General features: G+C 42.7%; 24 protein-coding genes. 10 read left to right on the forward strand and 14 right to left on the reverse strand.

Going from position 1 to position 24136, the window contains the following annotated elements:
* Nucleotides 1-8: 8 nt before the first annotated feature.
* Nucleotides 9-590 (reverse strand): class I SAM-dependent DNA methyltransferase, encoded by a 582-nt coding sequence (locus OCU30_RS16275; RefSeq protein WP_077314918.1) that lies wholly within the window; start codon nucleotides 588-590, stop codon nucleotides 9-11.
* 190 nt (nucleotides 591-780) lie between these two features.
* On the opposite strand from OCU30_RS16275, the gene OCU30_RS16280 reads away from it, so the two are divergent.
* Both OCU30_RS16280 and OCU30_RS16285 read left to right on the forward strand, forming a co-directional pair.
* Entirely contained in the window at nucleotides 781-1659 is an 879-nt protein-coding gene (locus OCU30_RS16280) for a LysR family transcriptional regulator (RefSeq protein WP_077314917.1), read from the forward strand.
* 173 nt (nucleotides 1660-1832) lie between these two features.
* On the forward strand, nucleotides 1833-2729 hold the full coding sequence (locus tag OCU30_RS16285; RefSeq protein ID WP_077314916.1) for a cation diffusion facilitator family transporter: 897 nt from the start codon (nucleotides 1833-1835) through the stop codon (nucleotides 2727-2729).
* A gap of 25 nt (nucleotides 2730-2754) precedes the next feature.
* On the opposite strand, the gene OCU30_RS16290 is transcribed toward OCU30_RS16285, so the two are convergent.
* From OCU30_RS16290 to OCU30_RS16300, 3 genes are all read right to left on the reverse strand, one after another.
* Nucleotides 2755-3321, reverse strand: a complete 567-nt coding sequence (locus OCU30_RS16290; RefSeq protein ID WP_077314915.1) for a sugar O-acetyltransferase — start codon at nucleotides 3319-3321, stop codon at nucleotides 2755-2757.
* Nucleotides 3322-3470: 149 nt separating this feature from the next.
* Nucleotides 3471-3875: an OsmC family protein gene (locus OCU30_RS16295; RefSeq protein WP_077314914.1), complete on the reverse strand. Its 405-nt coding sequence runs from the start codon at nucleotides 3873-3875 to the stop codon at nucleotides 3471-3473.
* Nucleotides 3876-3919: 44 nt separating this feature from the next.
* On the reverse strand, nucleotides 3920-4498 hold the full coding sequence (locus OCU30_RS16300) for an exopolysaccharide biosynthesis protein (RefSeq protein ID WP_077314913.1): 579 nt from the start codon (nucleotides 4496-4498) through the stop codon (nucleotides 3920-3922).
* Between the two features lie 869 nt (nucleotides 4499-5367).
* On the opposite strand from OCU30_RS16300, the gene OCU30_RS16305 reads away from it, so the two are divergent.
* Nucleotides 5368-5835 carry a dCMP deaminase family protein gene (locus OCU30_RS16305; protein WP_077314912.1) on the forward strand — a complete coding sequence of 156 codons (468 nt, stop codon included), beginning with the start codon at nucleotides 5368-5370 and terminating at the stop codon, nucleotides 5833-5835.
* Nucleotides 5836-5948: 113 nt separating this feature from the next.
* Nucleotides 5949-7775, forward strand: a complete 1827-nt coding sequence (locus tag OCU30_RS16310; RefSeq protein ID WP_077314911.1) for a putative bifunctional diguanylate cyclase/phosphodiesterase — start codon at nucleotides 5949-5951, stop codon at nucleotides 7773-7775.
* 166 nt (nucleotides 7776-7941) lie between these two features.
* On the opposite strand, the gene OCU30_RS16315 is transcribed toward OCU30_RS16310, so the two are convergent.
* The 3 genes from OCU30_RS16315 to OCU30_RS16325 all read right to left on the reverse strand — a co-directional run bounded on the left by OCU30_RS16315 (nucleotide 7942) and on the right by OCU30_RS16325 (nucleotide 11800).
* Nucleotides 7942-9282 (reverse strand): L-lactate MFS transporter, encoded by a 1341-nt coding sequence (locus OCU30_RS16315; protein WP_077314910.1) that lies wholly within the window; start codon nucleotides 9280-9282, stop codon nucleotides 7942-7944.
* A gap of 151 nt (nucleotides 9283-9433) precedes the next feature.
* Nucleotides 9434-10162, reverse strand: coding sequence for a LytR/AlgR family response regulator transcription factor (locus tag OCU30_RS16320; protein WP_077314909.1), 729 nt, complete (start codon nucleotides 10160-10162; stop codon nucleotides 9434-9436).
* Between the two features lie 3 nt (nucleotides 10163-10165).
* Nucleotides 10166-11800: a LytS/YhcK type 5TM receptor domain-containing protein gene (locus OCU30_RS16325; RefSeq protein WP_077314908.1), complete on the reverse strand. Its 1635-nt coding sequence runs from the start codon at nucleotides 11798-11800 to the stop codon at nucleotides 10166-10168.
* Nucleotides 11801-12062: 262 nt separating this feature from the next.
* Between OCU30_RS16325 and OCU30_RS16330 the strand changes: the two genes are divergently transcribed.
* Complete coding sequence (locus tag OCU30_RS16330; protein WP_077314907.1) at nucleotides 12063-12278, forward strand: hypothetical protein; 216 nt, start codon at nucleotides 12063-12065, stop codon at nucleotides 12276-12278.
* 24 nt (nucleotides 12279-12302) lie between these two features.
* On the opposite strand, the gene OCU30_RS16335 is transcribed toward OCU30_RS16330, so the two are convergent.
* Nucleotides 12303-12914 (reverse strand): LysE family translocator, encoded by a 612-nt coding sequence (locus OCU30_RS16335; RefSeq protein ID WP_077314906.1) that lies wholly within the window; start codon nucleotides 12912-12914, stop codon nucleotides 12303-12305.
* A gap of 38 nt (nucleotides 12915-12952) precedes the next feature.
* Nucleotides 12953-13630, reverse strand: a complete 678-nt coding sequence (locus OCU30_RS16340) for an HAD-IA family hydrolase (RefSeq protein WP_077314905.1) — start codon at nucleotides 13628-13630, stop codon at nucleotides 12953-12955.
* Between the two features lie 287 nt (nucleotides 13631-13917).
* On the opposite strand from OCU30_RS16340, the gene yjeH reads away from it, so the two are divergent.
* Nucleotides 13918-15174 (forward strand): L-methionine/branched-chain amino acid transporter, encoded by a 1257-nt coding sequence (gene yjeH / locus OCU30_RS16345; protein ID WP_077314904.1) that lies wholly within the window; start codon nucleotides 13918-13920, stop codon nucleotides 15172-15174.
* A 117-nt stretch (nucleotides 15175-15291) separates the two neighbouring features.
* Here the strand turns inward: yjeH and OCU30_RS16350 are convergent, their stop codons facing one another.
* Both OCU30_RS16350 and OCU30_RS16355 read right to left on the reverse strand, forming a co-directional pair.
* Entirely contained in the window at nucleotides 15292-16080 is a 789-nt protein-coding gene (locus OCU30_RS16350; RefSeq protein ID WP_077314903.1) for a UDP-2,3-diacylglucosamine diphosphatase, read from the reverse strand.
* Between the two features lie 87 nt (nucleotides 16081-16167).
* Nucleotides 16168-16569 (reverse strand): ribosome recycling factor family protein, encoded by a 402-nt coding sequence (locus OCU30_RS16355; protein WP_077314902.1) that lies wholly within the window; start codon nucleotides 16567-16569, stop codon nucleotides 16168-16170.
* Between the two features lie 159 nt (nucleotides 16570-16728).
* On the opposite strand from OCU30_RS16355, the gene OCU30_RS16360 reads away from it, so the two are divergent.
* Together OCU30_RS16360 and OCU30_RS16365 are read left to right on the forward strand one after the other, a co-directional pair.
* Nucleotides 16729-17574: a universal stress protein gene (locus tag OCU30_RS16360; protein WP_077314901.1), complete on the forward strand. Its 846-nt coding sequence runs from the start codon at nucleotides 16729-16731 to the stop codon at nucleotides 17572-17574.
* 193 nt (nucleotides 17575-17767) lie between these two features.
* Nucleotides 17768-18856, forward strand: a complete 1089-nt coding sequence (locus OCU30_RS16365; protein ID WP_077314900.1) for a hypothetical protein — start codon at nucleotides 17768-17770, stop codon at nucleotides 18854-18856.
* A gap of 46 nt (nucleotides 18857-18902) precedes the next feature.
* On the opposite strand, the gene OCU30_RS16370 is transcribed toward OCU30_RS16365, so the two are convergent.
* Nucleotides 18903-19355 carry a DUF2798 domain-containing protein gene (locus OCU30_RS16370; protein ID WP_077314899.1) on the reverse strand — a complete coding sequence of 151 codons (453 nt, stop codon included), beginning with the start codon at nucleotides 19353-19355 and terminating at the stop codon, nucleotides 18903-18905.
* A gap of 123 nt (nucleotides 19356-19478) precedes the next feature.
* Between OCU30_RS16370 and OCU30_RS16375 the strand changes: the two genes are divergently transcribed.
* Complete coding sequence (locus OCU30_RS16375; protein WP_159439148.1) at nucleotides 19479-19847, forward strand: MarR family winged helix-turn-helix transcriptional regulator; 369 nt, start codon at nucleotides 19479-19481, stop codon at nucleotides 19845-19847.
* Nucleotides 19848-19947: 100 nt separating this feature from the next.
* On the opposite strand, the gene OCU30_RS16380 is transcribed toward OCU30_RS16375, so the two are convergent.
* The gene (locus OCU30_RS16380) at nucleotides 19948-20721 is read right to left on the reverse strand and encodes an ABC transporter substrate-binding protein (RefSeq protein WP_077315113.1); all 774 of its coding nucleotides are present in this window, start codon (nucleotides 20719-20721) and stop codon (nucleotides 19948-19950) included.
* A gap of 572 nt (nucleotides 20722-21293) precedes the next feature.
* Between OCU30_RS16380 and OCU30_RS16385 the strand changes: the two genes are divergently transcribed.
* A complete protein-coding gene (locus OCU30_RS16385) occupies nucleotides 21294-22652 on the forward strand; it encodes a GGDEF domain-containing protein (protein ID WP_077314897.1) in 1359 nt (452 codons plus the stop codon).
* Between the two features lie 73 nt (nucleotides 22653-22725).
* Here OCU30_RS16385 and OCU30_RS16390 read toward each other — a convergent pair whose 3' ends face one another.
* Nucleotides 22726-23997 carry an MFS transporter gene (locus OCU30_RS16390; RefSeq protein WP_159439147.1) on the reverse strand — a complete coding sequence of 424 codons (1272 nt, stop codon included), beginning with the start codon at nucleotides 23995-23997 and terminating at the stop codon, nucleotides 22726-22728.
* Nucleotides 23998-24136: the final 139 nt, after the last annotated feature.

A 24136-nucleotide genomic window follows, 5' to 3' on the forward strand; every position in this document is an offset into this window, starting at 1 on the left:
GAGACAGTTTATTTGTAACCCACCCCAATAATAACGGGTCGTAATTCGCCATTATCTGGGATTGAAAAAGCGTGCTGCACTGTCACATCATGAAAACCCGCTTGCGTCATCATTTTGCGCGCTTGTGTTTCACTCATCCCACCAGCAATGGTTTTATCACCGGCTAACCAGTCCCAATGAATGAACGCACAGCCTTCATTTAATAACGAATGGATGACGGTCATGGCTTCAGCTCGATTCGGTAAATACGCGCAGACAGAAGAGGCAACAATTAGGTCAAACTGCTTACGAAAAGCCGGGTGTTGAGCCACCAAGCCCCGCGTCAACTCATCAACGACAGGTTCAACGTTAATCAGTTCTTTTTTATCGAGTTCCTCAATCATGGATTCAGATCCATCTAATGCCACTACGTCTTTGGCGTCTGTCGCCATATACTGTGTCAATAAACCTGTACCACAACCAAAATCCAAAACATGCTTGCCAGGTAGATCAATCATTGCTTTTAATTGCTGAAACGCATTATGTGCAAAAGCAGTAATGGATGTTGCTTGTTCCCACTCTACTGCGTATTCATCCCAGTTATACGCCATTGTGGCCTCCGTCTTACGTGTTGTATTCGGACAATAGTGCTAGAGTAAACCAAAATAAGAGAAACTTCACCGAGTTAGATCAGTTTCTTGAAGCTAATTACAAATCGTTCAAGACGGGTAAACCTACGCCCATAGTCAACACGGTCAAAAGTGTTTATTATTTGACAATTACTCACTCAGATTGAGCCACATGAATTTATCGCAGATTGAAGCATTTTGCACCATTGCTGATACCGGATCCATTTCGGAAGCCGCGCGCCAGCTTGATTGCAATCGCACTAAACTGAGCATGTCGCTCAAATCGTTAGAAAAAGAGTTAAACACCGCACTGTTTACACGCACAGGTAATCATTTGTCTTTATCGGAAGCGGGCAAAGCCATCTACAAAGATTGTGAGCATATTTTATACACCGCCAACCGCATAAAGCTGACCTGCTCACAAGCCACGGAGGAGTTTGCGGCTGAAATGTGGATTGCCCGTGACGATTCGCTACCTGACACTCTGTGGCATGACATCGCGACCCAGCTCAATCATTTGTTTCCCAATACCTCGTTTAACTTAGTGCTAGCCTCAAGCGGTGATTTAACTAACCTAGTCGCCACTGCTCAAGTTGATCTGGCGTTTGGCGTCGATTACGAACAATTAGATGAACCGCGTGTGGTGTATCAACCGCTTGGCAAAATTCGCATGATGTCAGTGTGTAAAAGCACGCATCCTTTAGCCACAGTCAAAAGAGTCTACGATGATGAACTGCGTAAATCGATGCAAGCCGTCATGGTGTATTTAACCGAGAAAGATAATCCAAGCTTAGAGCCATTTAGCCGTCGCTATATTGGATTTTCAAGCTTTGAATATATCTTAAATACTATCTTAAGTGACAGTGCGTGGGGGGTGTTACCCGAGCCACTAATTCGTAGTCATTTACGTTCGCAAACTCTGACCGTCATTAAACACACCTACGGATTAACCCAGGAAGACTTTTGTATGTTCTTACCTTCCGGGGTAAAAGAGTCCCCAGCTGTGACCTGGTTATCCGATAAATTAAGCGAATTCTTATTTGATTTTTGAGTTTACCATCAGTGAGCGTCAAAATAATTGACGCCAATATTTTAAAGTAACATTATGAAAAATAAGAATAAGTAGATAAACCTATCGGCCTTACCCGCGTGTGAACGAAAAGCTTTATTGCTTATGTGCAAAAAAGCACCAGAATGGACTCAATCGTTCAAGAGTAAAACCTCATGTCTTCAACCACACAATCTAATGAAAAACGGGCGCTAATCTTTTCTGCCTTCATGGCTATGGCCTTTGCATGCAGCAGCCTTCTGATTGGTCTTATAGTCAACTCGCTTGTCATTGCTTTTGACGGTCTGTATTCATCGATAAGCTTGCTACTGACACTTGTCTCGCTTGCGGTCAGTAAGCTCATTGAAAAACCCTCGGATCAAACCTTCCAATTTGGCAGAGCAATGTTAGAGCCAATCAGTATTGCGCTTAAAGGTTTTTCTATTCTCGTACTGGTGATTTACTCCTTATATTCGTCAGTGGTGGATCTAGCGCAAGGCGGCCATGTGATGGACACCTCAATCGCAATGCTGTTTGGATTGTTTAGCGTCTTCGGTTGTAGCGTAACCTGGTGGAAGCTCGTTTGCATGAGTAAAACAGCCCCTTCCGCGCTTATTCAAGCCGAAATCCAACAATGGAAAATGGATACCTGGTTAAGTGTTATTGTCGCATTGGCTTTTATTATGGCGTGGGGATTATCGATGACGCCTTTTGCCGCTGTGGCCGTTTATATGGATCCTATGATGATGCTCATCATGGGGGTATACTTTGTCAAAGTGCCGGTGACGATGATCAAAACCGCAATGCGCGAGATCCTAATGATGGCGCCCGATAAAGAAATTTGTTCGAGTGTGCAACATGGCATCACTGCAACCTACAAAGAAACCGGCCAAGCACTGTGCTTAGCAGGTGTCACGAAAGTCGGCCGAGAATTATGGGTCGACATCAATATCGTCGCTCAGAAAAACGACCATATCGCGATGCAAGAAATTGAAATGACGCGCCATGCTCTGCAGCATCGGCTGAGTCAACTGCCATTAAAATTACAGTTGACCTTAAACGTGGCGTGTTAACCATCATACAAACGCTTTGTTTTGATTAGGAGTCGTCGCAATCATTGGCTAAATGACGAATGCAACGTGCTGGCGTACCGCCATACAACGTATCGCACGGAACATTACTCGTGACGACCGAGTTAGCTGCAATCACGGCGCGCGCCCCGATAGTCACTCCCTGAGTGATCACAACATTCCCGCCTATCCATACGTCATCTTCAATCGTAATCGGTAAGCATGTCGCCTCCCAATTGCGCCTTGCGCGATGATCAAATGAATGTGTTGGCGTATAAAATTGCGTATTCGGCCCCACCAATACATGATCACCGAGAGTGATTTTAGCGCCATCGAGCATAGTCACATTCATATTTAAAAAGCTGTTACGCCCAATATGTATCGTTTGTCCAAATTCACAATGAAATGGCACTTGCACTATGCTCCCATCGCCAAATTCACCAAATAATTGCTGTTGCCATACACGGCGCTGCTCATCATCCAAACATTGGTTAATGGCTAACTTTAAAGCCAGCACAGAGCGCCGCAAATCGATTAATTCCTGCGAGTTACCATCAAACTCTTGCCCCTGAAGCATTTTGTCTAACTCGCTCATATTTTTGATACCTAATCTGTTGAATGTACGCCATTAATCTACGATGTTTTTCCCACGAATGCCACGCAGAGCATCACTCTTTGACACAACAAAAAAACCGAATACGCGACGCATTCGGTTTTCATTCTTTTTCTATCATCATCGTCCAATTAAGCTTGAACAATACTCCAGCTATGAGTCATGGTGACACCTTCTCCAAGCATCAAACACACTGAGCAGTACTTTTGCAATGAAGCTGCGGTCACCTGTTCGATAATCGCCTCGTCTAAATTGTCACCAGCAATATCAAAATGGATATTCATCGTCGTAAATAAACGTGGCGCAGTCTCACGACGCTCACTCGTCACTTTAGCATTACATGAATACACCGTTTGCTCAGCGTCCTTTAATCCGGCGACAACATCAACAGAGCTACAGCCCCCAGCGGCCATCATCACCATTTCCATTGGGCTTGGTGCGGTTGCTCCACCATTACCATCCATAACGACAGAATGACCAGAGTTGGATTGGCCCAGAAATTTAAACTCTTCTACCCACTTTACTTGTGCTTCCATTTTGTCACTCTCTATTTCACTAATAAGGTTAGATTATGTGGACGTTATAATACCAACATTAAGGATTCAAACGCTACACGCACCAGAATATAACCAATCCATAACGCACCGACACTTAAGACCGAACCGACAACAATGCACATACCGTCTTTTTCAATGATCCCAAGCGCTAAACAAATCACAGCAAAGTTGGGCGCAAAATTAATAAACGGCAACGGGAGAACGGAAACCAACGCGAGTGCACAAATAATCACCCCCAACAAGCGACGCACTGGCTCCGAAGACAGCAAATCCCAGCGAGGTTTTACAAAGCGCTCAAGCTTTTGTAGCCAAGGTTGTAGCTCTTGGATAAAGTGCAGCGTTTTTTGCTGATTCAATTGTCGCTTATTAGCAAAAGTGGGCAGACGAGGCGCATGCAAGCCTAAAGCAAGCTGCAGCCCTAAGAGGAAAATAGCGAAACCGGCAAAAAAAGAAATGCCCGGAATGAAACCAATCAGGCTAAGCATAATAAGTAGCGCACCATAGGAGCGGCGCTTTAACAGCTCGAGTAAGTCACCAATTGAAATTTCTGCTTTGGGATGCTCTCTGATAAGACGTAACAAAAAAACGGATGTTTTTTCCACATGACCACCGTATAAAAATTCACAATACTTCGGCCTATAATGACAGAAGAGGCTGGCACATTAGCAAGAGACCTTACCCTTTGGCAACCATGCTTAACATAAAGTCACAATTTGCGGCTCTCCATAAACAAGAAAAACCCCGCCGGGCCTAAGCTCGACGGGGTCTAACCGTATTTGCAGCAATCCAGCTACGAATGTGCTCCCTGCATCTAATCCCTGATAGTTGCTGAGTCCTTCAGCGCAATCCATTTCATCGCCATCCTAGCGGTGTCCATGTTTCTGCCATCCTAGCAGACGCGCTTTTCTTCCTTAAGCGATTACCTTCATCTATTACCACCGTCCTAGTGGTCTAGTATCCAGCAAACCGATGCTTCCTGCTAACATCTCATCCTGACATGTTAAATCTTCTTCCTGAAGATGACCAATCCTTGGAACTTTTCTCTTTCGTATCAGCATCCTGCCGATGTATGTAGATTACGCTTTTCCACTTTTCAGACAAGAATAATTTCAAAAAAACTCATTGCACCACAAACGCACATACAATTTTTGTTTTTAAAAACATAATGTTAAAAAATACATATAAAAAAGAGGTAGTATCATAATGATTAAATCTCACAACTCTTGTGAGATATCTCTTACAAAAACAATGGCCAATCCGCCATTATTCACTTGAAGTGTGCACCTGTGGCTCGTTATGGTGCATAATAATCCATCTGCAGCGGGGATTTTTGTGAGTTTTAGTCGCATTTCAGGGCGTTTAAAAATACAATAGAGCGGGTTATCGACGCATTGAATACAAGTCGATGTGTCAACAAATATAATGCAATACATCAATGACTTTTATGTCCGATAAAAGTGAGGAATCTATGATGGTATCTAAATGGGCACAGCGTTTTTACCAAATGGCAGAATTAGTTGGCTCTTGGAGTAAAGACCCTTCAACACAAGTTGGAGCGGTGATTACCAAACAAAATCGCATCGTATCGGTCGGGTTTAATGGTTATCCGCATGGTATTTCCGACAGTGCAAATACCGATGATCGCGATATGAAATACCTCAAAACATTGCATGCTGAAGAAAATGCAATTTTATTCGCCAAACGTGACTTAGACGGATGTGAAATTTTCGTCACACATTTTCCTTGCCCAAACTGTGCCGCAAAAATCATTCAAACAGGGATTGCTGCTGTGCATTGCCCTGAGCAAGGGGAAGAGTTTCTTTCTCGTTGGGGAGAGAAAATTAAAGTCAGCCAAGATATGTTTTTACAGGCAGGTGTCAAAGTCCATTGGTTACCTCGCAGTGAATTACAATCGGTAATCACCATCGATCAAGAGTAAACACAGCGTATTCGGCGACCATCATTAGTGCAGTAATGATGTGAGTATGGATAGCGTTAGGATTTTCAAGGCGAAGTGGGGATTTCGCCTTTTTACAATGCATAGGATATTGCATGATATTACGACCAACACACGCTCGATTTTCTACGCCCTACCGTTTAACGGTATCTACTTTATTTTTAACTGCACTCACTTTATTCTGTTTAAGTTTACTCCGCTATATTAGCCACTACTCGACCGTGTTTTTATTGACGGCCCCACCACTCATTTGTGCTGCCTTATTGGTGAGCTTTTTTGCGGTCAATCACACGCTAAAAAAATCGTCAGCATCCATCGCACTGTTGGTTCTGTTGATCACGACGGCATTACACCCGCTCAATCAGCAGGCTTGGCAATTGGAATACTATTTCTTTCCGTTATGCTTCGTCGTGCTTTTCCCCGGCTCTTGGTGGCCGATTGCCAGTGCGTGTATATTGCTATCGAGTAGTGTGATACCGATCAGCCACTGGCTGCATTCAAAAGCCCTATTTGAACACTCGCTTGCCCTTTTTTTGATTACCGTTCTCGCCAATTTCACGGTCTATTATAGACAGCGTTTAACCACCCAAATGATGATCTATCGCCATGACAGTTTGACCGACTTCCTCACCGGCGCACGGAACCGTAAAGCCTTTCAACAAGATTTAGAGGCCATTCAAGACAATCTGACATCATGTGCGCATTACGCACTCATTATCATCGACCTTGATAATTTTAAGCGCATTAATGACAGCTTAGGTCACCCAGCAGGCGATCAGTTATTGATTGAAATTTCTCGCCATCTTAATGATATTGCGGAGCAACAATACGACCATACGCCCACGACCGTTTATCGTCTCAGCGGCGATGAATTCGCGCTCATCGTGTATGATGACACATCCATTGAAGACACCACTCAAATCCTCATTGAACGCATTCTCGCTATATTTTCAAATCACTATCAAGTCGACAATAACCAATATTTTATTAAGGCCAGTTTGGGCATAGCATTATTAAAACATTCAGAAAATAATGTTCAGCTTTGGTATCACAACGGCGATATCGCCATGTATCGCGCCAAAGAAAGTGGCAAAAACCAAGCACAATGGTTTGATGAGCAATTATTGAGCGAAACACAGCGCCAACATCAAATAGAGGTTGAATTGAATCACGCTTTATCAACCAAACAGTTCGTGCTGTATTACCAACCTAAAGTGTCCCTCGTTGATAACACCGTCGAGCACGCCGAAGCTCTCATTCGTTGGCAACACCCAGAGTTAGGCACTATTTTCCCCGATGAGTTTATTAATATCGCCGAGAAAAGCCATCAAATTGTGCCCATTGGACGCTGGGTCATTCACACCGCTTGTCAGCAAGCAAGTGAATGGCGTCAACAGGGACTTCACATATGCATTGCTGTCAATGTATCAACCATTCAATTTCTCTATGACGATATATGCCAAATCGTCCAAGATGCACTGGATGAATTCCAATTACCCGCCGACTATCTTGAATTAGAAATCACAGAAACCACCATGATGAGCGACTTTGAACGGGTCATCGAAACGTGTAAAGCGGTACGTAATATGGGGATTCGTATCTCCATTGATGACTTTGGTACGGTCTATTCATCTCTTAATTACATTAAGCGGCTGCCTGTCGATATTATAAAAATAGACAAATCCTTTATCGACGACAGTATCACAAACAAAACCGATCATATGCTCGTAAGGACGATTATCCAGTTAGGGCATAACCTGAATAAAACCGTGATTGCCGAAGGGGTAGACTCTCTTGCCCAGCGCGACATGCTCGCCAACGAGCGTTGTGATTTTTATCAAGGTTATCTCTATGCCAAACCCCTCAGCGCGAATGATTTTGTCCGTCGCGTACAACAACCTGCCGTCTCGCCTTTAAGCTGAGTGATAAAGCGCTTTTAGCCACTAGTCGCGCAGGGTCATCGATAAGACGTCGCCATGAATCACTCGTGTGCACATCAACGCCCAAAAAAAAGCCGATATTGTTAATATCGGCTCTTTTAAATCAGTCAGTGTTAACCTAATTATTATGATTGATGCCCTACGCCAACTAGTGTTGATGTGAGTGAGCAGCAAACGCGTGTTCACGGCGAGCCATCGTGTCTGCTGGCATTTCTGACATCACAGAGCCTTGCGAACTGACTCCCTGAGAGAGCGTGCCTTCAGCGACAGTCTCTGCAGGTTTACCAGGCCGACGGATCGTCAATGCCACCGTGATAGAGATAACAAGCAACGCAAGCATCAAATAAAACGTCGCGAGAAAACCGCCGAACAATGATGCCACAATGGAGCCAGCAAAACTCCCAATCCCGAAACCTAAGTAAATCATACCGTAGTTTTTGGTCATGTTATCTAAGCCAAAGAAGTCACTCACTAAAGAAGGATACACTGTAATCGTGCCACCAAAGCTAAAGGCGATACACGCCACCGCGACAAAAAAGCTCATGCTATACGAGTGGACGAACAACAGAGCACACACACCAGCCAAACAGACAATCAGCGCAATGGCAATCACACGAATACGCGCGATTTTATCCGATAGTACCCCAAGAACCAAACGACCTAATAAGTTAAACACCGCAATCACGGCGACGGCGGATGCCGCCGTTGTGGCGTTCAGATGCATATATTGCTGACCCACGTCTTTCGCAACACCAATTACATACAAGCCTGACATGCACACAGTGACAAACATCATCCCCAGTAACCAAAATTGTGACGTTTTAATCGCTTGAGGTAACGTATAATCATAGGCAGGTGTCACTGTACGCTCTGCCGCTTCAGATGGCGTCGCTGGCGTTTTAGCGTTACCGTGCTGTTTCGGTGCGTCTTTCATCATAAGGCCACCAATAATGACCATCACCATAGCCACTACGCCCCACGCAGTGAAAGCTTGTTCTAACCCAACATGTTCAAGTAAATATAAGTTAATGTATTTAAACCCAAGGCTTCCAAGACCATACGCACCAATCGCACACGCTGACGTCAAGCCTTTACGTTCTGGAAAGAGTTTAACGCAATTAGTCAGCGTCATTAAATATCCTGTACCATCGGCGAAGCCCACCAAAAACCCCGCAAAAATATACAGCATGGTGAGATTTTCTGCATGAGCGGTCAGTAACAAACTGGCGCCAAGTAACAAACCAGCACCAACCGTCACATTACGCACACCAAAACGTTCTTGCATCTTACCTGAGAGCGAAGAAGCCACCGCCAGCGCTAAACTTAAAATACCAAAGGAAAAGGCGACTTGACTGACGGGCTCACCGAGTTTTTCGGCTAAAGGTGAGTTAAATAAGCTCCACGTGTACACAGAGCCGAGAGCAAATTGAGTTAATACTGTGCCGGCTAATGTCAGCATTCTGCGTTGGTTGGAAAGCTGGTTATTCATAGCAAAACTCCAAAGATACTTAATGGGGACAGTGGATAAATCCACCTCAGTTATCTTCAGAATACGAGCTACAACACGGGATACAAGAGCGCAACACAACAATAAAATGAAATGCAATCATAAGGAATGAATTGCATTATTTCAGCATGAATTACAAATTCATCATCGAACGAAAATCTTTTAAGTTACTGCGACTTACAGGAATTTTCTCTTCACTTTTAGTGAGCTTCAACATATACGTGCTGTTCATCCACGGAATGATTTCTTCAATACAGGTAAGATTGACACAGTATGAGCGGTGGCAACGAAAAAACGGCGGCTGTGGTAGCTTATCCATCAATTCACTAATAGTATAAGGCACGGAAAATTCACCGTCTGGCGTATAAACTAATGTGCTTTTTTCATGAGCAACCGCATAGCGAATATGCTCGATGCCAGTAACGCGAATACGTCCTTGGTGCATTAAATTAATCGTTTTGGGCTTGGATAACGCACTGCTTTCAGCTGGATTTTTGGGCGTTGCATGATCTTCTAGCTTGGTCAATAACCGCTGAACACGGCTTTCATTAATCGGCTTGAGTAGATAATCAAACGCTTCTAATTCAAAGGCATCCACCGCAAATTCTTTGTATGCGGTAGTAAAAACAATCAAAGGCGGCTGAGCCGATTGATGGATATTTCGAGCTAATAGCATCCCATCTATAGATGGGATATTAATATCAAGAAAAACCACATCCACCTGATTTTGCTGTAAGTACTTAAACGCTTCCAACCCATCAGCAAAGGAGGTCACCACATTAATATTGCTATAGGTTTTGACAAGATAGGCAAGCTCTTCACGTGCCAAATATTCATCTTCGACTATGATCGCTTTCAGCATAACTTATCCGTTTGTCTTAACATAAAAAGAAACTTCCGTGCCCGGATGGGTTCGTTGAATCATCAGCCCTTCGCCAAATAATAGCGTTACCCGCTGATGTACATTCACCAACCCAATACGATGGCTGTCCATCGTACCTTGATAGACTTTATTAATCATGTCTTGGTGCATTCCTGCTCCTGTATCTTTAACGGTAATTTTGACGCCTTCCGCTTCTTGTTTTACTGCGATGATCACTTGAGCCGGCGCACCAAGCGGGACAACACCATGTTGAATGGCGTTTTCCACTAATGGCTGGATCAGCAAAGGAGGAATCAAAAAGTGCACCGGATCAACATCGACAATCACCTCTAACTTATCACCAAACCGAGCTTTTTCGATCGCGACATAATCTCTGACTTGCTGAATTTCTTCTTCAATATCAATAAGTCCTTCGCCTTTTTCTAAGTTAAAACGCAAAAAATCGGCCAAGTTGGCAATCAGTTGGCGAGCTTGGTCCGGCTGTATACGCACTAATGTAGAAATGGCATTTAACGCATTAAATAAGAAATGAGGATTAATTTTATTTTGTAGTGCAGAAAACTCGGCTTTACTTGCCATCGTTTTCAGTTGCTCAATCTTTGACACTTCAATTTGTGTAGAAATCAGTTGTGATAAACCAATCGCCATTTCACGTAACGACTGGCGTATCCGATGCGGCTGACAATAAAAGATTTTTAATGTCCCGGTCACTTGTCCATTCTCCCAAAGCGGAATAATCAATAATGAATGGAAATGATGCACGTTAAGATCATTGCTGATGATTTGTTTACCGAGATTGACCGCTTGCTGAGTCATATAGCTAATTTTGTGGTGGGCATCCAAGTAGTTTTCTTGCCCGACGCCCACATAGGCTTTAACATCTTGCGTATCGGTAATCGCTACCGCGTCCGCATTAGTTTCATTACGGATAATCGCGCAGACTTTCACTAAAGATGCTCTATCTGCTTTACGAAAATGAGGCAACGTCTTATTGGCAATATTTAACGCCAGCTTGGCCTGAGTGGCGGCAACTTTATCTTTTTCTTCATCCAAATCTTGCACTAGAGTAATGATAAGCCCAATACACACAGTGCCAAAAATCATCGGCATCGCAATGTTACTTACAATTGATTGTGCCAATAATACATCATCATTTATCAATAAAATCAGAGCCATAGTGATGACTTCGCACAACATGCCCGCCGCGATGCCCCACTTTGCATATTGGCTTTTCGGGCAACGCAAATGAATCCATGTGGCTAATATACCAGCAAAAATACTGGTAATCAGACAAGCCATGGAGGTTGGCCCACCAATATCAATCATATAGCGATGAACACCAGAAATAATACCGGCAGGTATGCCAACCCAAGGCCCAAACAAAATGCCTCCAGACATAATGGCAATGATCCGCACATTCACGAGCGACCCTGATACATTGACGCCGGTATAGGTACTCAGTACGGCAAAGAAAATAAACAACGCTGAAACAACCGCAATTTCTGAAGGACGGCGGTGGCGCTTGATCACAATCGATTGAAATAAATGCGTGCGCGTTAATAGGAAGAGGGTCATAAGCATCAGCGCCGCACGTTCAAAAACCGCAAGTAGCATCATGAGTTGTTCTATATACACATTACGTCCTATCAATAGCGTTTCAATGACGCTCTATAGTAAAGAAAAAGATTGAGGCTTATACTGTGTTAGGTCAAAGTGATGCCAAGTGATTAAAAACCAAGTTATCAAGAAAACAAACTCCCATGGCATTCACTCATCCAACACACCCAAACGACAATTTACGCAAAATAACCAAACATTCATGTTGAATTCATATCACCTTTGTTAAGGTTTAAGCTCACTAACAGGAAAGGCATACATTATGAATCGATTTATCGTTGCAATTTTAACCATCGCAGTCGCTTTCTTTGCTCTGGCATTTAGCCTATTCATTGCTGTGCCTCTTGCGATACTGGCGGCTATTTCAGGTAAAAAACTCAATCGTAATACCTTCCACCAGCCAAAAGACAAACAACAGCCTGATGATGCCACACATGAGGTCATTGAAGGTGAATATGAAGAAATACACCGTAAGTAAGTCACGGATGACTTACTTTTGACATTATCCCCATACCACACGTAAGGCGAGTAATATCAACACCACACCGGATAATCGGTCAATCAGGACCGCATTATTTCTGAGTACTTTTAAAATCCCCGCATAAGACAACATTAAGGTAATCAACGTATACCACAGTCCATCGACCACAAAAGGCGTCATCACAATGAGGCTTTTCGCAGCCATATCATGGCCTATCGCGACAAATTGACTGAATAATGCGATGAAAAAAAGCGCGATTTTGGGATTAAGTATGGAAATCAAGATGCCTTCTTTGGCAGATTGCCACACGCTGACCGCTTCACCGCTTGCCATACGCTCAGCAATACCGCCACGTGAACGTAACGCATTAACGCCCAAATAAGCTAAGTAAGCGGCGCCAGCATAGGTAATCACATCAAATAATAACGGACTCTGCTGCAACACCACGGCTAATCCCGTTAAAGTAACGATCGCATAAATCCCAATCCCTGAAGCATGGGCCCAAGCGGTCGCCAAGCCATTTTTTCGCCCTCCTGCTAAGCTGTGTTTCATCACCATAGCCAAACTTGGCCCAGGTGACATTGCTCCAAGTAAACTAATCAAAAATAGAGAAAACCATTCGGCCAATGTCATGTTTTGTCCTACGCTAAAAAAGTAAATGATACCGGTGTTTAATAACCTAAGACCCAGCCACAGGCTTGGTCATCTTGCGCTGTTTGCTCTAGTAAGGTGATGTTAGCCAGCGATGGCACCGCATGCTCAACATTGAGCGCCGCTTGGGTGTAATGGCTGAGGATTGCCATTAACTGGACATTTGCCGCTCGCCCTGACTCAATCCCGGCTGGCGCATCTTCAAATACCATACAATCTTCAATCGCGACACCTAAGCGCTCTGCTCCCAGTAAATAAGGTTCCGGATGAGGCTTACCGCGTGTAATTTGATCAGCGGTAATGATGCAGTCAGGTCGAGGAATCCCCGTCGCTTTAATTCGAGCCATCGCTACGGGAGAGGTTCCAGAAGTCACAATCGCCCATGGCACCTCATGTTGGTTGAGCAGTTGAAGAAACTCAACCGTACCCGTCAATACTTTCGTGCCTTGAGTGTCACTCGCTTCTAAATTTTCTAACCAATTCATTTCTTCATCAATCTCCTCGGCCGTTTTCTCTGGCATTAAAAGACTGAGTGATTCGCGGGCGGGTCGTCCATGAATAATGTTAAACACGGTTTGTACATTCAGATCATGACGTTTAGCTAATTGCGTCCATGAGCGCGTTACCGCCTCCAGCGAGTCAATTAACGTGCCGTCGAGATCAAATAATGCGGCTTTAAAAGGTTCCGTTTTTTTCATACTAACTCCTTGATATATCAATCTATCATACTCGTGACTCTGTTCACTGCAAAGCGTTGACTCAAAAAGCGTCACACAACCGTGATCTTTTTATTGTCACGACACCGTTGTCTTGCAACGCAGCATTATTGAGTTGTTTATTAATGAGTCACTCAATCAACTGGTGGGTACGTTCGCACTTTATCAAAAATGTATAACAATGCATAAAATATGACTAGATACTTTGTAATTGGCTAGTTACCCTATAGGCCACATAACTCAGTTCTCAGCGACCTTTAGGATCAACAATGCACCAGCTGAAACAAGACATCACTTTATTTTCAGGCATCAGTCAGCTTGCAACAACGTTGCTAGGTACGGGGTTATTTATGGTTCCGGCGATAGCATCGGGGATCACGGGCTCACTGACCTTATGGGCATGGTGTATTCTTTTTATCGCGATTTGTCCCATTGCCCTTACCTTTGCCACGATGGGCAAGCATTACCCTAATGCGGGCGGGACAGCCTATTTTGTGCGCAGAGCATTTAATAAACGACTAGAAAATGCGGTAGCATGGTTATTTATGAGTATCATGCCCGTGGGGATCCCTCCCGCCATTGCACTGGCCGGCGGATTTTTAAAGCCCATTTTACCGAGTTTTTTAGCTCATGATTGGGCCGCGCAACTGCTTACGATTGCTTTATTATTGATCGTTAATCTCATGGGCAGTAAATCTTCTGGGCAACTCCAGTCTCTGATTGCATTATGTATCTTTGCGCTGATTGGTGGATTCTTTTGGCAAGGTAATATCGGCCTAGACGATTTGGTCATGCCAACCTTACATGCCCAAGATGCTATCTCGATTGGCGAAGCATTGGCAGTGATGTTTTGGTGTTTTGTGGGCATTGAAGCATTTGCCCACATGGGCGAAGAATTTAAAAACCCACAGCGAGACTTTCCGATTGCGATTTTGGCAGGCTGTTTTATTGCCGGATGCGTATATTGGGCGTGTACCGTGGTGATATTAAAGTTTCATGCTTATGGCAGCAGTCATTTTGATAATGGCTCTATCCCTTGGCTAAGCGATCATTTGTTTGGTTCAAACATGGCCCTAGTGATCAGTATTCTGGGCTTTTTTGCCTGTTTTGCTAGTGTTAACTTATACACGCAAAGTTTATCACGCATGGTATTGTCGCAAGCTCGTCAATACCGACCTTCCAGCGCGTTGGTATCCGTGTCATCTCGAGGAGTGCCAGTACGAGCCACGTACGTGGTCTTTGCTGTGATCACCGCCTCTTGCGTTTTAGGGCTCGTGACAGAACTCGATCTCTCGATCTTTCTAAAGCTCGCCAACAGCGTGTTTGTCATGATCTATTTACTGGCCATGCTGGCGGCAACTCGCCTATTAACCGGGAAGGCTCGTCATCTTGCACGTTTGTCATTACTGCTGTGTACGTTAGTTTTCTTATGTTTGGGCTGGTCGATGCTTTATGCCGTGATTATTTTGCTCGTGTTTATGCGTCCTTGGCAACGCACACAGCAGCGTCATTATGCGCAGTCTTAACAAGATAACTCACTTAGCATGACGTAAAAAATTCCCAATAAAAAAGACATCGTGGCCTAACACGATGTCTTTTTTATATCGAAAATGTCTATATGTCAGTCACTCTCTCGTTAACGCTTAAGCCGATTCAAAATGTGGGACTAAATCACCAATGGCCTGCGCTTGCTCAGAAAAGTGGCACAGTTCCAACCGGCCATCTTTGTGTTCCAGAATCGCGGTACAATTTTCTACCCAATCGCCCGTATTCATATACAAGGTATTATCGATATAACCCAACTCCGGGTTATGGATATGACCACACACAATACCATCGACTTGCGCTTGCTGAGCTCGTTGTACCGCTAATTGACGAAAACGCTCCATCGCCGTTTCCGCTTTTTTTGAACACTGTTTAAGCGTGCGAGCCACCGACTGATATGGCCTCCCACACAAACGTCGCCCATAGTTCCACAGACTATTCAAGCCAAGCACAACATCATAGGCATAGTCGCCAAGAACTTCATCAAAACGGCTTGCACACATATCACGGTCAAAAATATCACCGTGGAGCAAAAGTAAGCGGCCATGCACAGGGCTATGATAAATATATTCTTTATGAATTTCGATATCTTGCAGACTTTCACCATCATAACGGCGCATAGGAATATCATGGTTACCGGGAATGTACACCACTTTAGTACCTTGCTTCGCTTTATTTAATAACAGTTCATACACCTTTTGGTGCGCCTTTGGCCAGTGCCAACGGCGACGCAAGGCCTGCATATCAACGATATCACCGACCAGGAAAAGATACTGGCTTTCATGATTTTGCAAAAATTTTAATAAATATTCTGCTCGGCAATGTTTTTCGCCCAAATGTAAATCGGACAACCAAATCGCATGGCAATGACGTTTGCTTGAAGTCATATCGTCTCCCTTTAACTAGCCGACAGTATTAGACTAGTGATTTGGGTTGACGATTAGGTTACATCCCCTTGATATTTATGTGACAGCTCACAAGGCCCAGTCATCATCCGCAGCGCTCCGCGCCTCCCGCGCTTCACTCAGGGTACAATCCGTTTGCGCCATTAATTCTGCAATCGTTAATGCGCTGTTCTCTTTCACTAATTGTAATAGAACCGCCGATTTATCCTCGTTAGATATCATGGCAGGTTTGGACAATTCGCCCAAAATACGAGCCACCATAGAGCACTCTGTGTCTAATCCGAGGCTTTGCCATTGCTGGCAAAATTGCTTGAGTTGTTGAGCGTTACCTTGTATTTGCCAATGGCGAGAGCGCCGAATTCGCTGCATTTCACAGCCATGCTGCTGAGCCATATCTCGCAATTGTGTGGCTCTGGTGCGCCCAACTCGCTGTACAAAGGAACGCAGCTCCACCGTTAAAGGTATATCCATCGTTTTACCCTATTCAGACACGACATAAAGACCCCATGATAATACTGATTAACCGCTCAATATCATAGTCATCGCCACGCTAAAAACTACCGAGTTTGTCCAACACCAGCTATGCTAAAACCATAATCAAATTAAGCCGCATAACTAAAGGGAGTGGCCATGAAGCAATACTTGACCGTCTGTATTGACGAGCAACAGTTACCCGATCAGTTGGTCAGTCTCACCATTTGGGCCGCGCAAAAAACGGCGCTTCCCATCCAATTGATTTATCGCACCGCCACTTGTGCTGGAGTGATGAAAGACGGTGAGGCTCGCCCTGAATTTGAAGGGCATAACGAAGCCATTGAGCCACTCCTCCACGCAGATGAACACATTGCGCAAGCACAACTCGAGCAAGAACAAACGATGCTGCAGCCGATTCATCGGCAACTTTGTGATGCGGGACTGACGTCTGACGTTATGCATATTCATCATGGCACATGGAAACAGACACTCAGTGAGTACCAAGAAAGCACGGATTTATTTATGATTGAAAATCATCATGGTATGCAAGAAAAACTCCCTGATTACTTAGAAAGTGTCATGACCTCTACGCAAACTGATTTATTGATCGCTCAACGACAAACAAAAGCGCCAAGCCGTTGTATCGTCGCCTTTGATGGCCGCTCTCATAACTTAGCCTTTATTCGTAAAATACTATTGATGCCACTCTTACACTCGATGCCATTGGATTTAGTTATCGTTAATGCCAATGAAGAAGAACGTCATTATTTTCAAGATGCCGAGGCATATTGGGTTGCGAATGGGAAAGAGGTTTCTGTCACCGAATTACAAGGCAATGTCGCCCAAGAGTTGGCGAATTATCAACTTTCACGTCCAGATTCATTGCTCGTTATTTCTGCATCACCACATTCTCGTTTTTTGAGATTTTGGCTAGGCAGTCATACTAAAGATATTTTGTGTGCGGCAGAAGGCCCGGTATTAATCATTTCAAATCAACAGTAATGGGCGTAATTGCCCATTATTACCTCATAAGGTTCCCCATCATTATTCTCAAATTATGAGAGTTTGTTCGCATAGTTATTAAATAATCACCACTGACATACGTTTTTAATATGAGAATTATTTAATATCAATGTTATTTAATATAACGATGCCCTAACCACACCATCCATTGAATACTCATTAAGGGAACTAAATGATTAAAAATATTATGTTAACCATACTCACGTTGTGCTTATCGTTAAGTGCCTATGCGAAAACAGGGATTTTTCCAACGGCAACTTTTGATAATCTCAGCTATGGCCTGTACTGGTTTGGTGCGAATAACCAATACGAAAAGTCATCCGCTGAAACCAGCCACGGTAGCCGCTTTTATGACCCCAATAAGCCAACCTTAATTTTTATTCATGGCTGGCAAAAAGGGCATATTACCGATCGCGATCGCTCGGTCTATTTTGAAGATAATAATGGCTGGCCAGATGAAGACTTTGCCAACCTATGGCGCAGTGAAGGCTACAACGTAGGTATCTTATATTGGGATCAATTCGCCGATGAATCTGAAGTGAAAGATGCGGAAGCTAAAATCTGGACGGCCACAGGCCCACGTAATATGCGCTGGTTAGATAGCAACGGTGATTATCATCAAGGTCCGAACCAAAACGTGGTTGATATCCTGCTAGAAAGCTACGAACAAGCTATGCAATATTATACAGGACCTGAGCTTCGCCTGGCGGGACATAGTTTGGGTAACCAAGTGGCGTTACGATTGGCAGACCAATTAGTGGCCGCGCAGCAGCAAGGCAAAGTAACAAGCTATGAAGTGCCTAATCGTGTCTCGTTACTTGACCCTTTCTACTCGAACCATTCTAAAGACTATCTCAACGGTGCATGGGTCGGTGAAAAAGCACGTGAAATTGTTAACCGATTAAAATCAGCCGGTATGGCTATTGACTCTTACCGTTCATCGATCGTGACATCCAGCGTATTTGCTGGCGATGAAAACAAAGAACTATCCAATTCTGTGGCATTTACAGAAATCAAAACCGGCTTCTTTAACCAGTTTCAGATCTCTGAAAAACACAGCTCTGCAGTCTGGCTTTACTTCTGGTCGATTATTTACCCCACTCCAACAGTCACCAATAGTGCGATGCCGGGGTTATCCGCATCTTCAACGTATGATGATGTTCGCCAATGGATGTTTACCAGCGATCATTTAGTACAAACGGCTGGAGATAATACCAAAGATCCGCAAGATAACCTCTATGAGCAGCGCCCAGGGCTTTAAGGAATTAGATCACATGAGCCTGCCACACCGGCAGGCTCCATATCGGTTATGTCGCTAATTTTGATAGTGCTTTTTGCATACGCGGCTTAACCACAAACACCATCATCATCCCAATCACATAGCCTAATGGCAGCGCTTTGAGTAACGTCATTAGCCATATTTGTAAAAACATGAATACGCTATCACTCTGCGCCGTCGTGATGGTTGCTATGAGGGATAAAATCGACTCAATACTCAATGCAATCAATAAACATTGCACAAGTTTCTGTGTGAGGAGAGAAAAGCCAATAAAACGCTTTGCCACAAATTGACCGATATTTTGCAGCATAAAGCCAACAATCGGTAAAATAACACACAGTGACACACAGAGCGCTTTCGCCCACTCCATCCAAAAGTCTTGTGTCATACCATGATTGAGGTACGTCATAAAAAAAGAAATCGTGGCGACAATACACGTTGGCGCCGTATAAATAATAAAGAATTTTTTGATTTTCATCATGTCCAAATCGTCTCTTAGTTGATATAGTCAACTATACCGATGATAGTTGACTATATCAACCTTATGACTATGACCTCTCTTGAACACCATCTACACCTAGTGAACCAACTTATTCGAGAACGGATGAGTGAACGTCTTCACGAGCAAGGTATTCCCTGCTCTTTTTTCCAAAGTATTGTGTTACTACAAATTGGACAACATCAGCCATGTACCGCACACACAATTGTAGAGATTACCGGCAAAGACAAAGCTCAAATCACGCGTTTAATTAATGAATTAGTCAAAATCGACTTACTAGAACGTCAGCAAAACCCCAATGACAAGCGTCAGTTCTGGCTCTCTTTAACGCCGTTAGGATTTGCGACATTTACACAAATAAGCGACATCCGACAAGCCTTATCACAACAGGCGTTAAACCATCTCACTCAGGAAGAGCAAAGCTTAGCAACAGAGGTCATCATATCGATGAGCAATAATCTCAAAAGCGTATAAGCCTTATCCTATTCACTGCTCACTCTGAATTACGATCTGGCAGATATAAAAAAGGCAGAGCCACCTGGCACTGCCTTCAATTGGTTCACTCTTTGAGTGATTAGCCACCATAGATGTCAAAATCAAAGTACTTTTTCGCAATGGCCTGATAAGTACCATCTTTATGCATCGCCGCTAGTGCTTTATTGATTTTCGCTAGTAGCTCAGTATCGGCTTTGCGTACACCAATACCTGCGCCAACACCAAAGTATTCTGGGTCGTTGACTTCTGGGCCACTAAAGTGGAAGTCTTTGCCTACTGGGCGGTTAAGGAAACCATCACTTGCGGCAACTGCATCTTGGAATGCGGCATCCAGACGACCATTCACCAAATCCGCATACACAATGTCTTGGCTTTGGTAAGTCACAACATCCACACCTTGCTTCGCCCACATTTGCTTGGCGTAAGTCTCTGCTGTTGTGCCTTGAAATACACCGACACGCTTACCTTTGAGTGATTTTACTGTCGGTTTCAGCGTTACCTTATTCGCAGTAATCAAACGCGCTGGTGTACCATATAACTTATCAGAGAAGTTAATCTGTTTTTGACGGGCTGGCGTGATCGACATAGAAGAAAGGATCGCATCCATTTTCTTCGCTTTAAGAGCAGGAATTAAGCCATCAAAATCACTTTCAACCCAAGTACAATCTGCATCCATACGTTTACAAATCTCTTTGCCAAGGTCAATATCAAAACCTGCTAGCGAGCCATCCGGTTTTTTGTATTCGAATGGAGCATAGCCAGGATTCACACCAAGGCGAACTTGTGTTGCTGCCATCGTCGATGAAGTAAATGCGATTCCTGCAAGTAGTACGGCAAATAGTGATTTTTTCATAGTCATTCCAGTCAATCCTGATTGCGAAACTGCAACCATCTGTTGATTCGTTAAGGTATGAATCCATTCTGCACAAATCACCATGCATAATCAAGTAAATAAAATGAATTTTTAATCATTTTGAGAGTTGCGAATATATTGAACAGATTTTATACATGGATTGAAGAAAAGAAAGCCTCTTCGCTTCAAGCTTCACCGGCTACAAACGCTCAACCACAACGTTGATGAACTGTAGATTTTACTAACCCACAACCTATTGCTGAAACGCAATATGGTCGCCAGTCTTGACTTCACCCGGTTTGGACTCATATCTAACGCTACAAAAATCAATGGCATTATTTGAAGCAACATCATATAAAATGGCGATCATCAATGAACGATATAATGATTAACCACATACCGCTCATTTTTAAAATATAGCGATATTATTTATTGTTTCGCAAAAATTAGCCTATTTTCCTAAGCTTAGGATTAAAGTACTTAAAAGTAATATTGCTTTTTGTTAACATATACATCATGTTTATTTTTATTATTTATTTTTCACCAAATTGGTTTAATAGATAGAGGCTATAATGTCGCTTTTTAGTTGGTCTGATACATCCATAAAGCAAAAAATTGGCGGGTTATTTGTTTTTTTACTCAGTTTTATGCTTTGTCTCATCGTATTTTCTGTATATAAAATCAAACAAATTGAAAAAGAGATGAGTGTCGTGGCCTATATTGATATGCCATTAAGCCAATGGATGCGACAAGTCGAGTTTATCGAACTGGAGCAACATTTACGCCTTGAGCAATATCAGTTGGAAAAAGCGGCCAAAAATTCTACCGAGAGCCAATACCAACAGTTTATCTTCGAAAAACAAAAAGTAAAAAAGCTCCTCGATAAAGCCATATCATTGATTAACCATTCATTATCAGAAAATAAAGTGTATTTACAACCAGAGGCACACCAAAAGGTTACCCACGCCATCAAACGCTATGCACAAAAAAGTGATCAATTCGAGCGCTTGCTAGACACCATCTACAAACAAGATTCATTCACTGATCAAGAACGTATCGACGTTGAAAAAATAGCGGATGAACTTGAAGATGCACAAAAACAAATAATTTTCGAACTGAATCAATTGGCTAGCGATGATGCAAATTATATCAATCAACATGAGAACGATCTTTTATTGATTGGCGCTTTTCTGGTGCTATGTGCCCTATTGATCGGGTTAGGCCTAACCATTTATATTGTAAAAGTTATCATGACGCGCATTACGCGCATTAAATCAAACGTAGACACATTAAATACGTCTTTTGAACAACAAGAATTGCCAATTAATTTACCTAACCACGTTAACTCAAAAGACGAATTAGCGACCTTAGAGTATGATATTAATATCGCTATTTCGCGCTTAAATCATGAAAGAACAAGTCATAAGAAATTTGAACAAGAACTCTTATTTTTGCTCACTCAAGATAAGCTGACAGGGGCATATAATCGCTACAAATGGGATGAACAAATTAAAAACCAAATTAACTTGGCAGAAAATGGAGAATATCGATTTTCTTTAATTATTTTAGATGTTGATTATTTTAAGCAGGTTAATGACAATCATGGTCACCAAGTCGGTGACCAATTACTCCAATGTTTAGTGACCCAAATACAACGGCAAATCCGTAAGACCGACTTACTATTTAGAATCGGCGGGGAGGAATTTGCCATCATTGCCCCGATGTTAACCAGTGAACAAGCAAAACAATTAGCTAACAAAATAAAACAAAATATCAATGATCTACATGAAAAAGGTATCCCCAAATTTACCATCAGTTTAGGCATTACTGACTATCAATCTGATGACACGAGTGAATGTATATTTAAGCGAGCAGATGACGCACTTTATAAAGCCAAAGCACAAGGTCGTAATTGTATCATCGTCGCTTAACGAGTTGTTCAAATTAATGAGGCGCATCACAGCAACCCTGTTGCGCCTTACAATTCAATCTAAGAGTGATAAATCACCCGCTTGGTTGCTCAACAATCAATTGTCTTTGTTTGCGCACTAAAATATATATAAGTGATGAGGATGTTATAAGCGCACCAGAAAACATCCATGCATATTCAATAGAGAAATTATTTGCCAGATAACCTAGACATATGGAACCAGCCAGACCGCCAATTTGCATCACGAAAGACTCAAACGACAGCATTGTGGAGCGTTTTTCCGATGGAATAGCTTCATTATATATAGTCGCATGTGGAGACTCTTTAACACCATTAATTAAAAAGAATGTCCAATATGCAATAGCAAACCCAACCTGTGTTGTAGATATCGCCATAATAACGAGTACGGTTCCCATGAAAAGTCGCATCATAAACAATACGAATGCATAGTCATTTTTAAACAATCTACATAATGGAATTGAAATATAACTCCCTAATGCCCCAGCAAAAAAATACCCTGATCCTAAAATTCCTAATATACTTGTTTGAAACTCAGCACCGGCTACCTCTTTTGCTTTAGGTTGCCACAACATCTCTACGCCAGAAAGGCTAAAACTCCAAAATACGGACGCAAGAATTAACAAAAAAACTAAATGATTTTTTAGCCCATAATGAACGGAAGTCGCAATAAGGGAAGGGAACGCCATTAATCCTGATAATATCCCTTTTTCCTGATGTTCTACTATACGTTCTTCTTTGATTAACACCGATGTTAGAAGCATCTGGCATAGCGCAAGAAAGAGAGCGACCATAAAATTAAGGGAATATATGTCAAAGCCTTCTATATGAGAGATGATAATGCTTAAGCTTGACATCGGTATGTATCCTCCTAATAAAGAGGCGCCCCCCAGTGACAACGTGACAAAAATACCGACCATTGCCAATGTCTCCTGCAAGTTTCCATCCGGATATTTTTTTTCAAATTCATCAATAAACCATGCGTCTATCGTACCTGATGATAATGAGCGACTGGCTCCTAAGAATGCAAAAGAAATAATATAGTGCCAAAATTCCTGTGAAATTAACATTCCGAAGAAAGAGATAAACATCAAAACAACAGAGATTATAAATACCTTTTTCCGCCCGATGGTATCAGCTAAAGCCCCCGTTGGAAGCTCAAGTAAAATAATGGACGTCGAATACACTCCCATTACGATCCCTACTTCAAATAAATCTAGACCTTTTTCAACTTGAAAAACCGTTAAAATTGGCAAAATTAAACCAACCATAAACCACTGAAGTGATTGGTTGAGTATATAAATTTTTTTTAAGTTTTCACAAAACATTTTCATCCCTAAATGGCACAATATTCCGACAGGATACTAACAAGGCGCCCATAATATATCCATAACAAGAAACTGTACCATACATACGGCATTTTAAATGCATGGGTTTCTTATTTATTCATTTATAAGAAAACTTCTT

This window comes from Vibrio palustris (assembly GCF_024346995.1).
Taxonomy (GTDB): domain Bacteria; phylum Pseudomonadota; class Gammaproteobacteria; order Enterobacterales; family Vibrionaceae; genus Vibrio; species Vibrio palustris.

Bases quoted from the DNA above. Each gene is read 5' to 3' on its own strand.
- OCU30_RS16315 (WP_077314910.1), bottom strand. From the start codon at position 9,282: ATGAATAACCAGCTTTCCAACCAACGCAGAATGCTGACATTAGCCGGC.
- OCU30_RS16350 (WP_077314903.1), bottom strand. From the start codon at position 16,080: ATGACTTCAAGCAAACGTCATTGCCATGCGATTTGGTTGTCCGATTTA.
- OCU30_RS16335 (WP_077314906.1), bottom strand. From the start codon at position 12,914: ATGACATTGGCCGAATGGTTTTCTCTATTTTTGATTAGTTTACTTGGA.
- OCU30_RS16380 (WP_077315113.1), bottom strand. From the start codon at position 20,721: ATGAAAAAATCACTATTTGCCGTACTACTTGCAGGAATCGCATTTACT.
- OCU30_RS16360 (WP_077314901.1), top strand. From the start codon at position 16,729: ATGAAGCAATACTTGACCGTCTGTATTGACGAGCAACAGTTACCCGAT.
- OCU30_RS16305 (WP_077314912.1), top strand. From the start codon at position 5,368: ATGGTATCTAAATGGGCACAGCGTTTTTACCAAATGGCAGAATTAGTT.
- OCU30_RS16325 (WP_077314908.1), bottom strand. From the start codon at position 11,800: ATGATGCTACTTGCGGTTTTTGAACGTGCGGCGCTGATGCTTATGACC.
- OCU30_RS16280 (WP_077314917.1), top strand. From the start codon at position 781: ATGAATTTATCGCAGATTGAAGCATTTTGCACCATTGCTGATACCGGA.
- OCU30_RS16330 (WP_077314907.1), top strand. From the start codon at position 12,063: ATGAATCGATTTATCGTTGCAATTTTAACCATCGCAGTCGCTTTCTTT.
- OCU30_RS16320 (WP_077314909.1), bottom strand. From the start codon at position 10,162: ATGCTGAAAGCGATCATAGTCGAAGATGAATATTTGGCACGTGAAGAG.
- OCU30_RS16275 (WP_077314918.1), bottom strand. From the start codon at position 590: ATGGCGTATAACTGGGATGAATACGCAGTAGAGTGGGAACAAGCAACA.
- yjeH (WP_077314904.1), top strand. From the start codon at position 13,918: ATGCACCAGCTGAAACAAGACATCACTTTATTTTCAGGCATCAGTCAG.
- OCU30_RS16370 (WP_077314899.1), bottom strand. From the start codon at position 19,355: ATGATGAAAATCAAAAAATTCTTTATTATTTATACGGCGCCAACGTGT.
- OCU30_RS16340 (WP_077314905.1), bottom strand. From the start codon at position 13,630: ATGAAAAAAACGGAACCTTTTAAAGCCGCATTATTTGATCTCGACGGC.
- OCU30_RS16355 (WP_077314902.1), bottom strand. From the start codon at position 16,569: ATGGATATACCTTTAACGGTGGAGCTGCGTTCCTTTGTACAGCGAGTT.
- OCU30_RS16295 (WP_077314914.1), bottom strand. From the start codon at position 3,875: ATGGAAGCACAAGTAAAGTGGGTAGAAGAGTTTAAATTTCTGGGCCAA.
- OCU30_RS16365 (WP_077314900.1), top strand. From the start codon at position 17,768: ATGATTAAAAATATTATGTTAACCATACTCACGTTGTGCTTATCGTTA.
- OCU30_RS16385 (WP_077314897.1), top strand. From the start codon at position 21,294: ATGTCGCTTTTTAGTTGGTCTGATACATCCATAAAGCAAAAAATTGGC.
- OCU30_RS16290 (WP_077314915.1), bottom strand. From the start codon at position 3,321: ATGAGCGAGTTAGACAAAATGCTTCAGGGGCAAGAGTTTGATGGTAAC.
- OCU30_RS16285 (WP_077314916.1), top strand. From the start codon at position 1,833: ATGTCTTCAACCACACAATCTAATGAAAAACGGGCGCTAATCTTTTCT.
- OCU30_RS16390 (WP_159439147.1), bottom strand. From the start codon at position 23,997: ATGTTTTGTGAAAACTTAAAAAAAATTTATATACTCAACCAATCACTT.
- OCU30_RS16375 (WP_159439148.1), top strand. From the start codon at position 19,479: ATGAGTGAACGTCTTCACGAGCAAGGTATTCCCTGCTCTTTTTTCCAA.
- OCU30_RS16310 (WP_077314911.1), top strand. From the start codon at position 5,949: ATGATATTACGACCAACACACGCTCGATTTTCTACGCCCTACCGTTTA.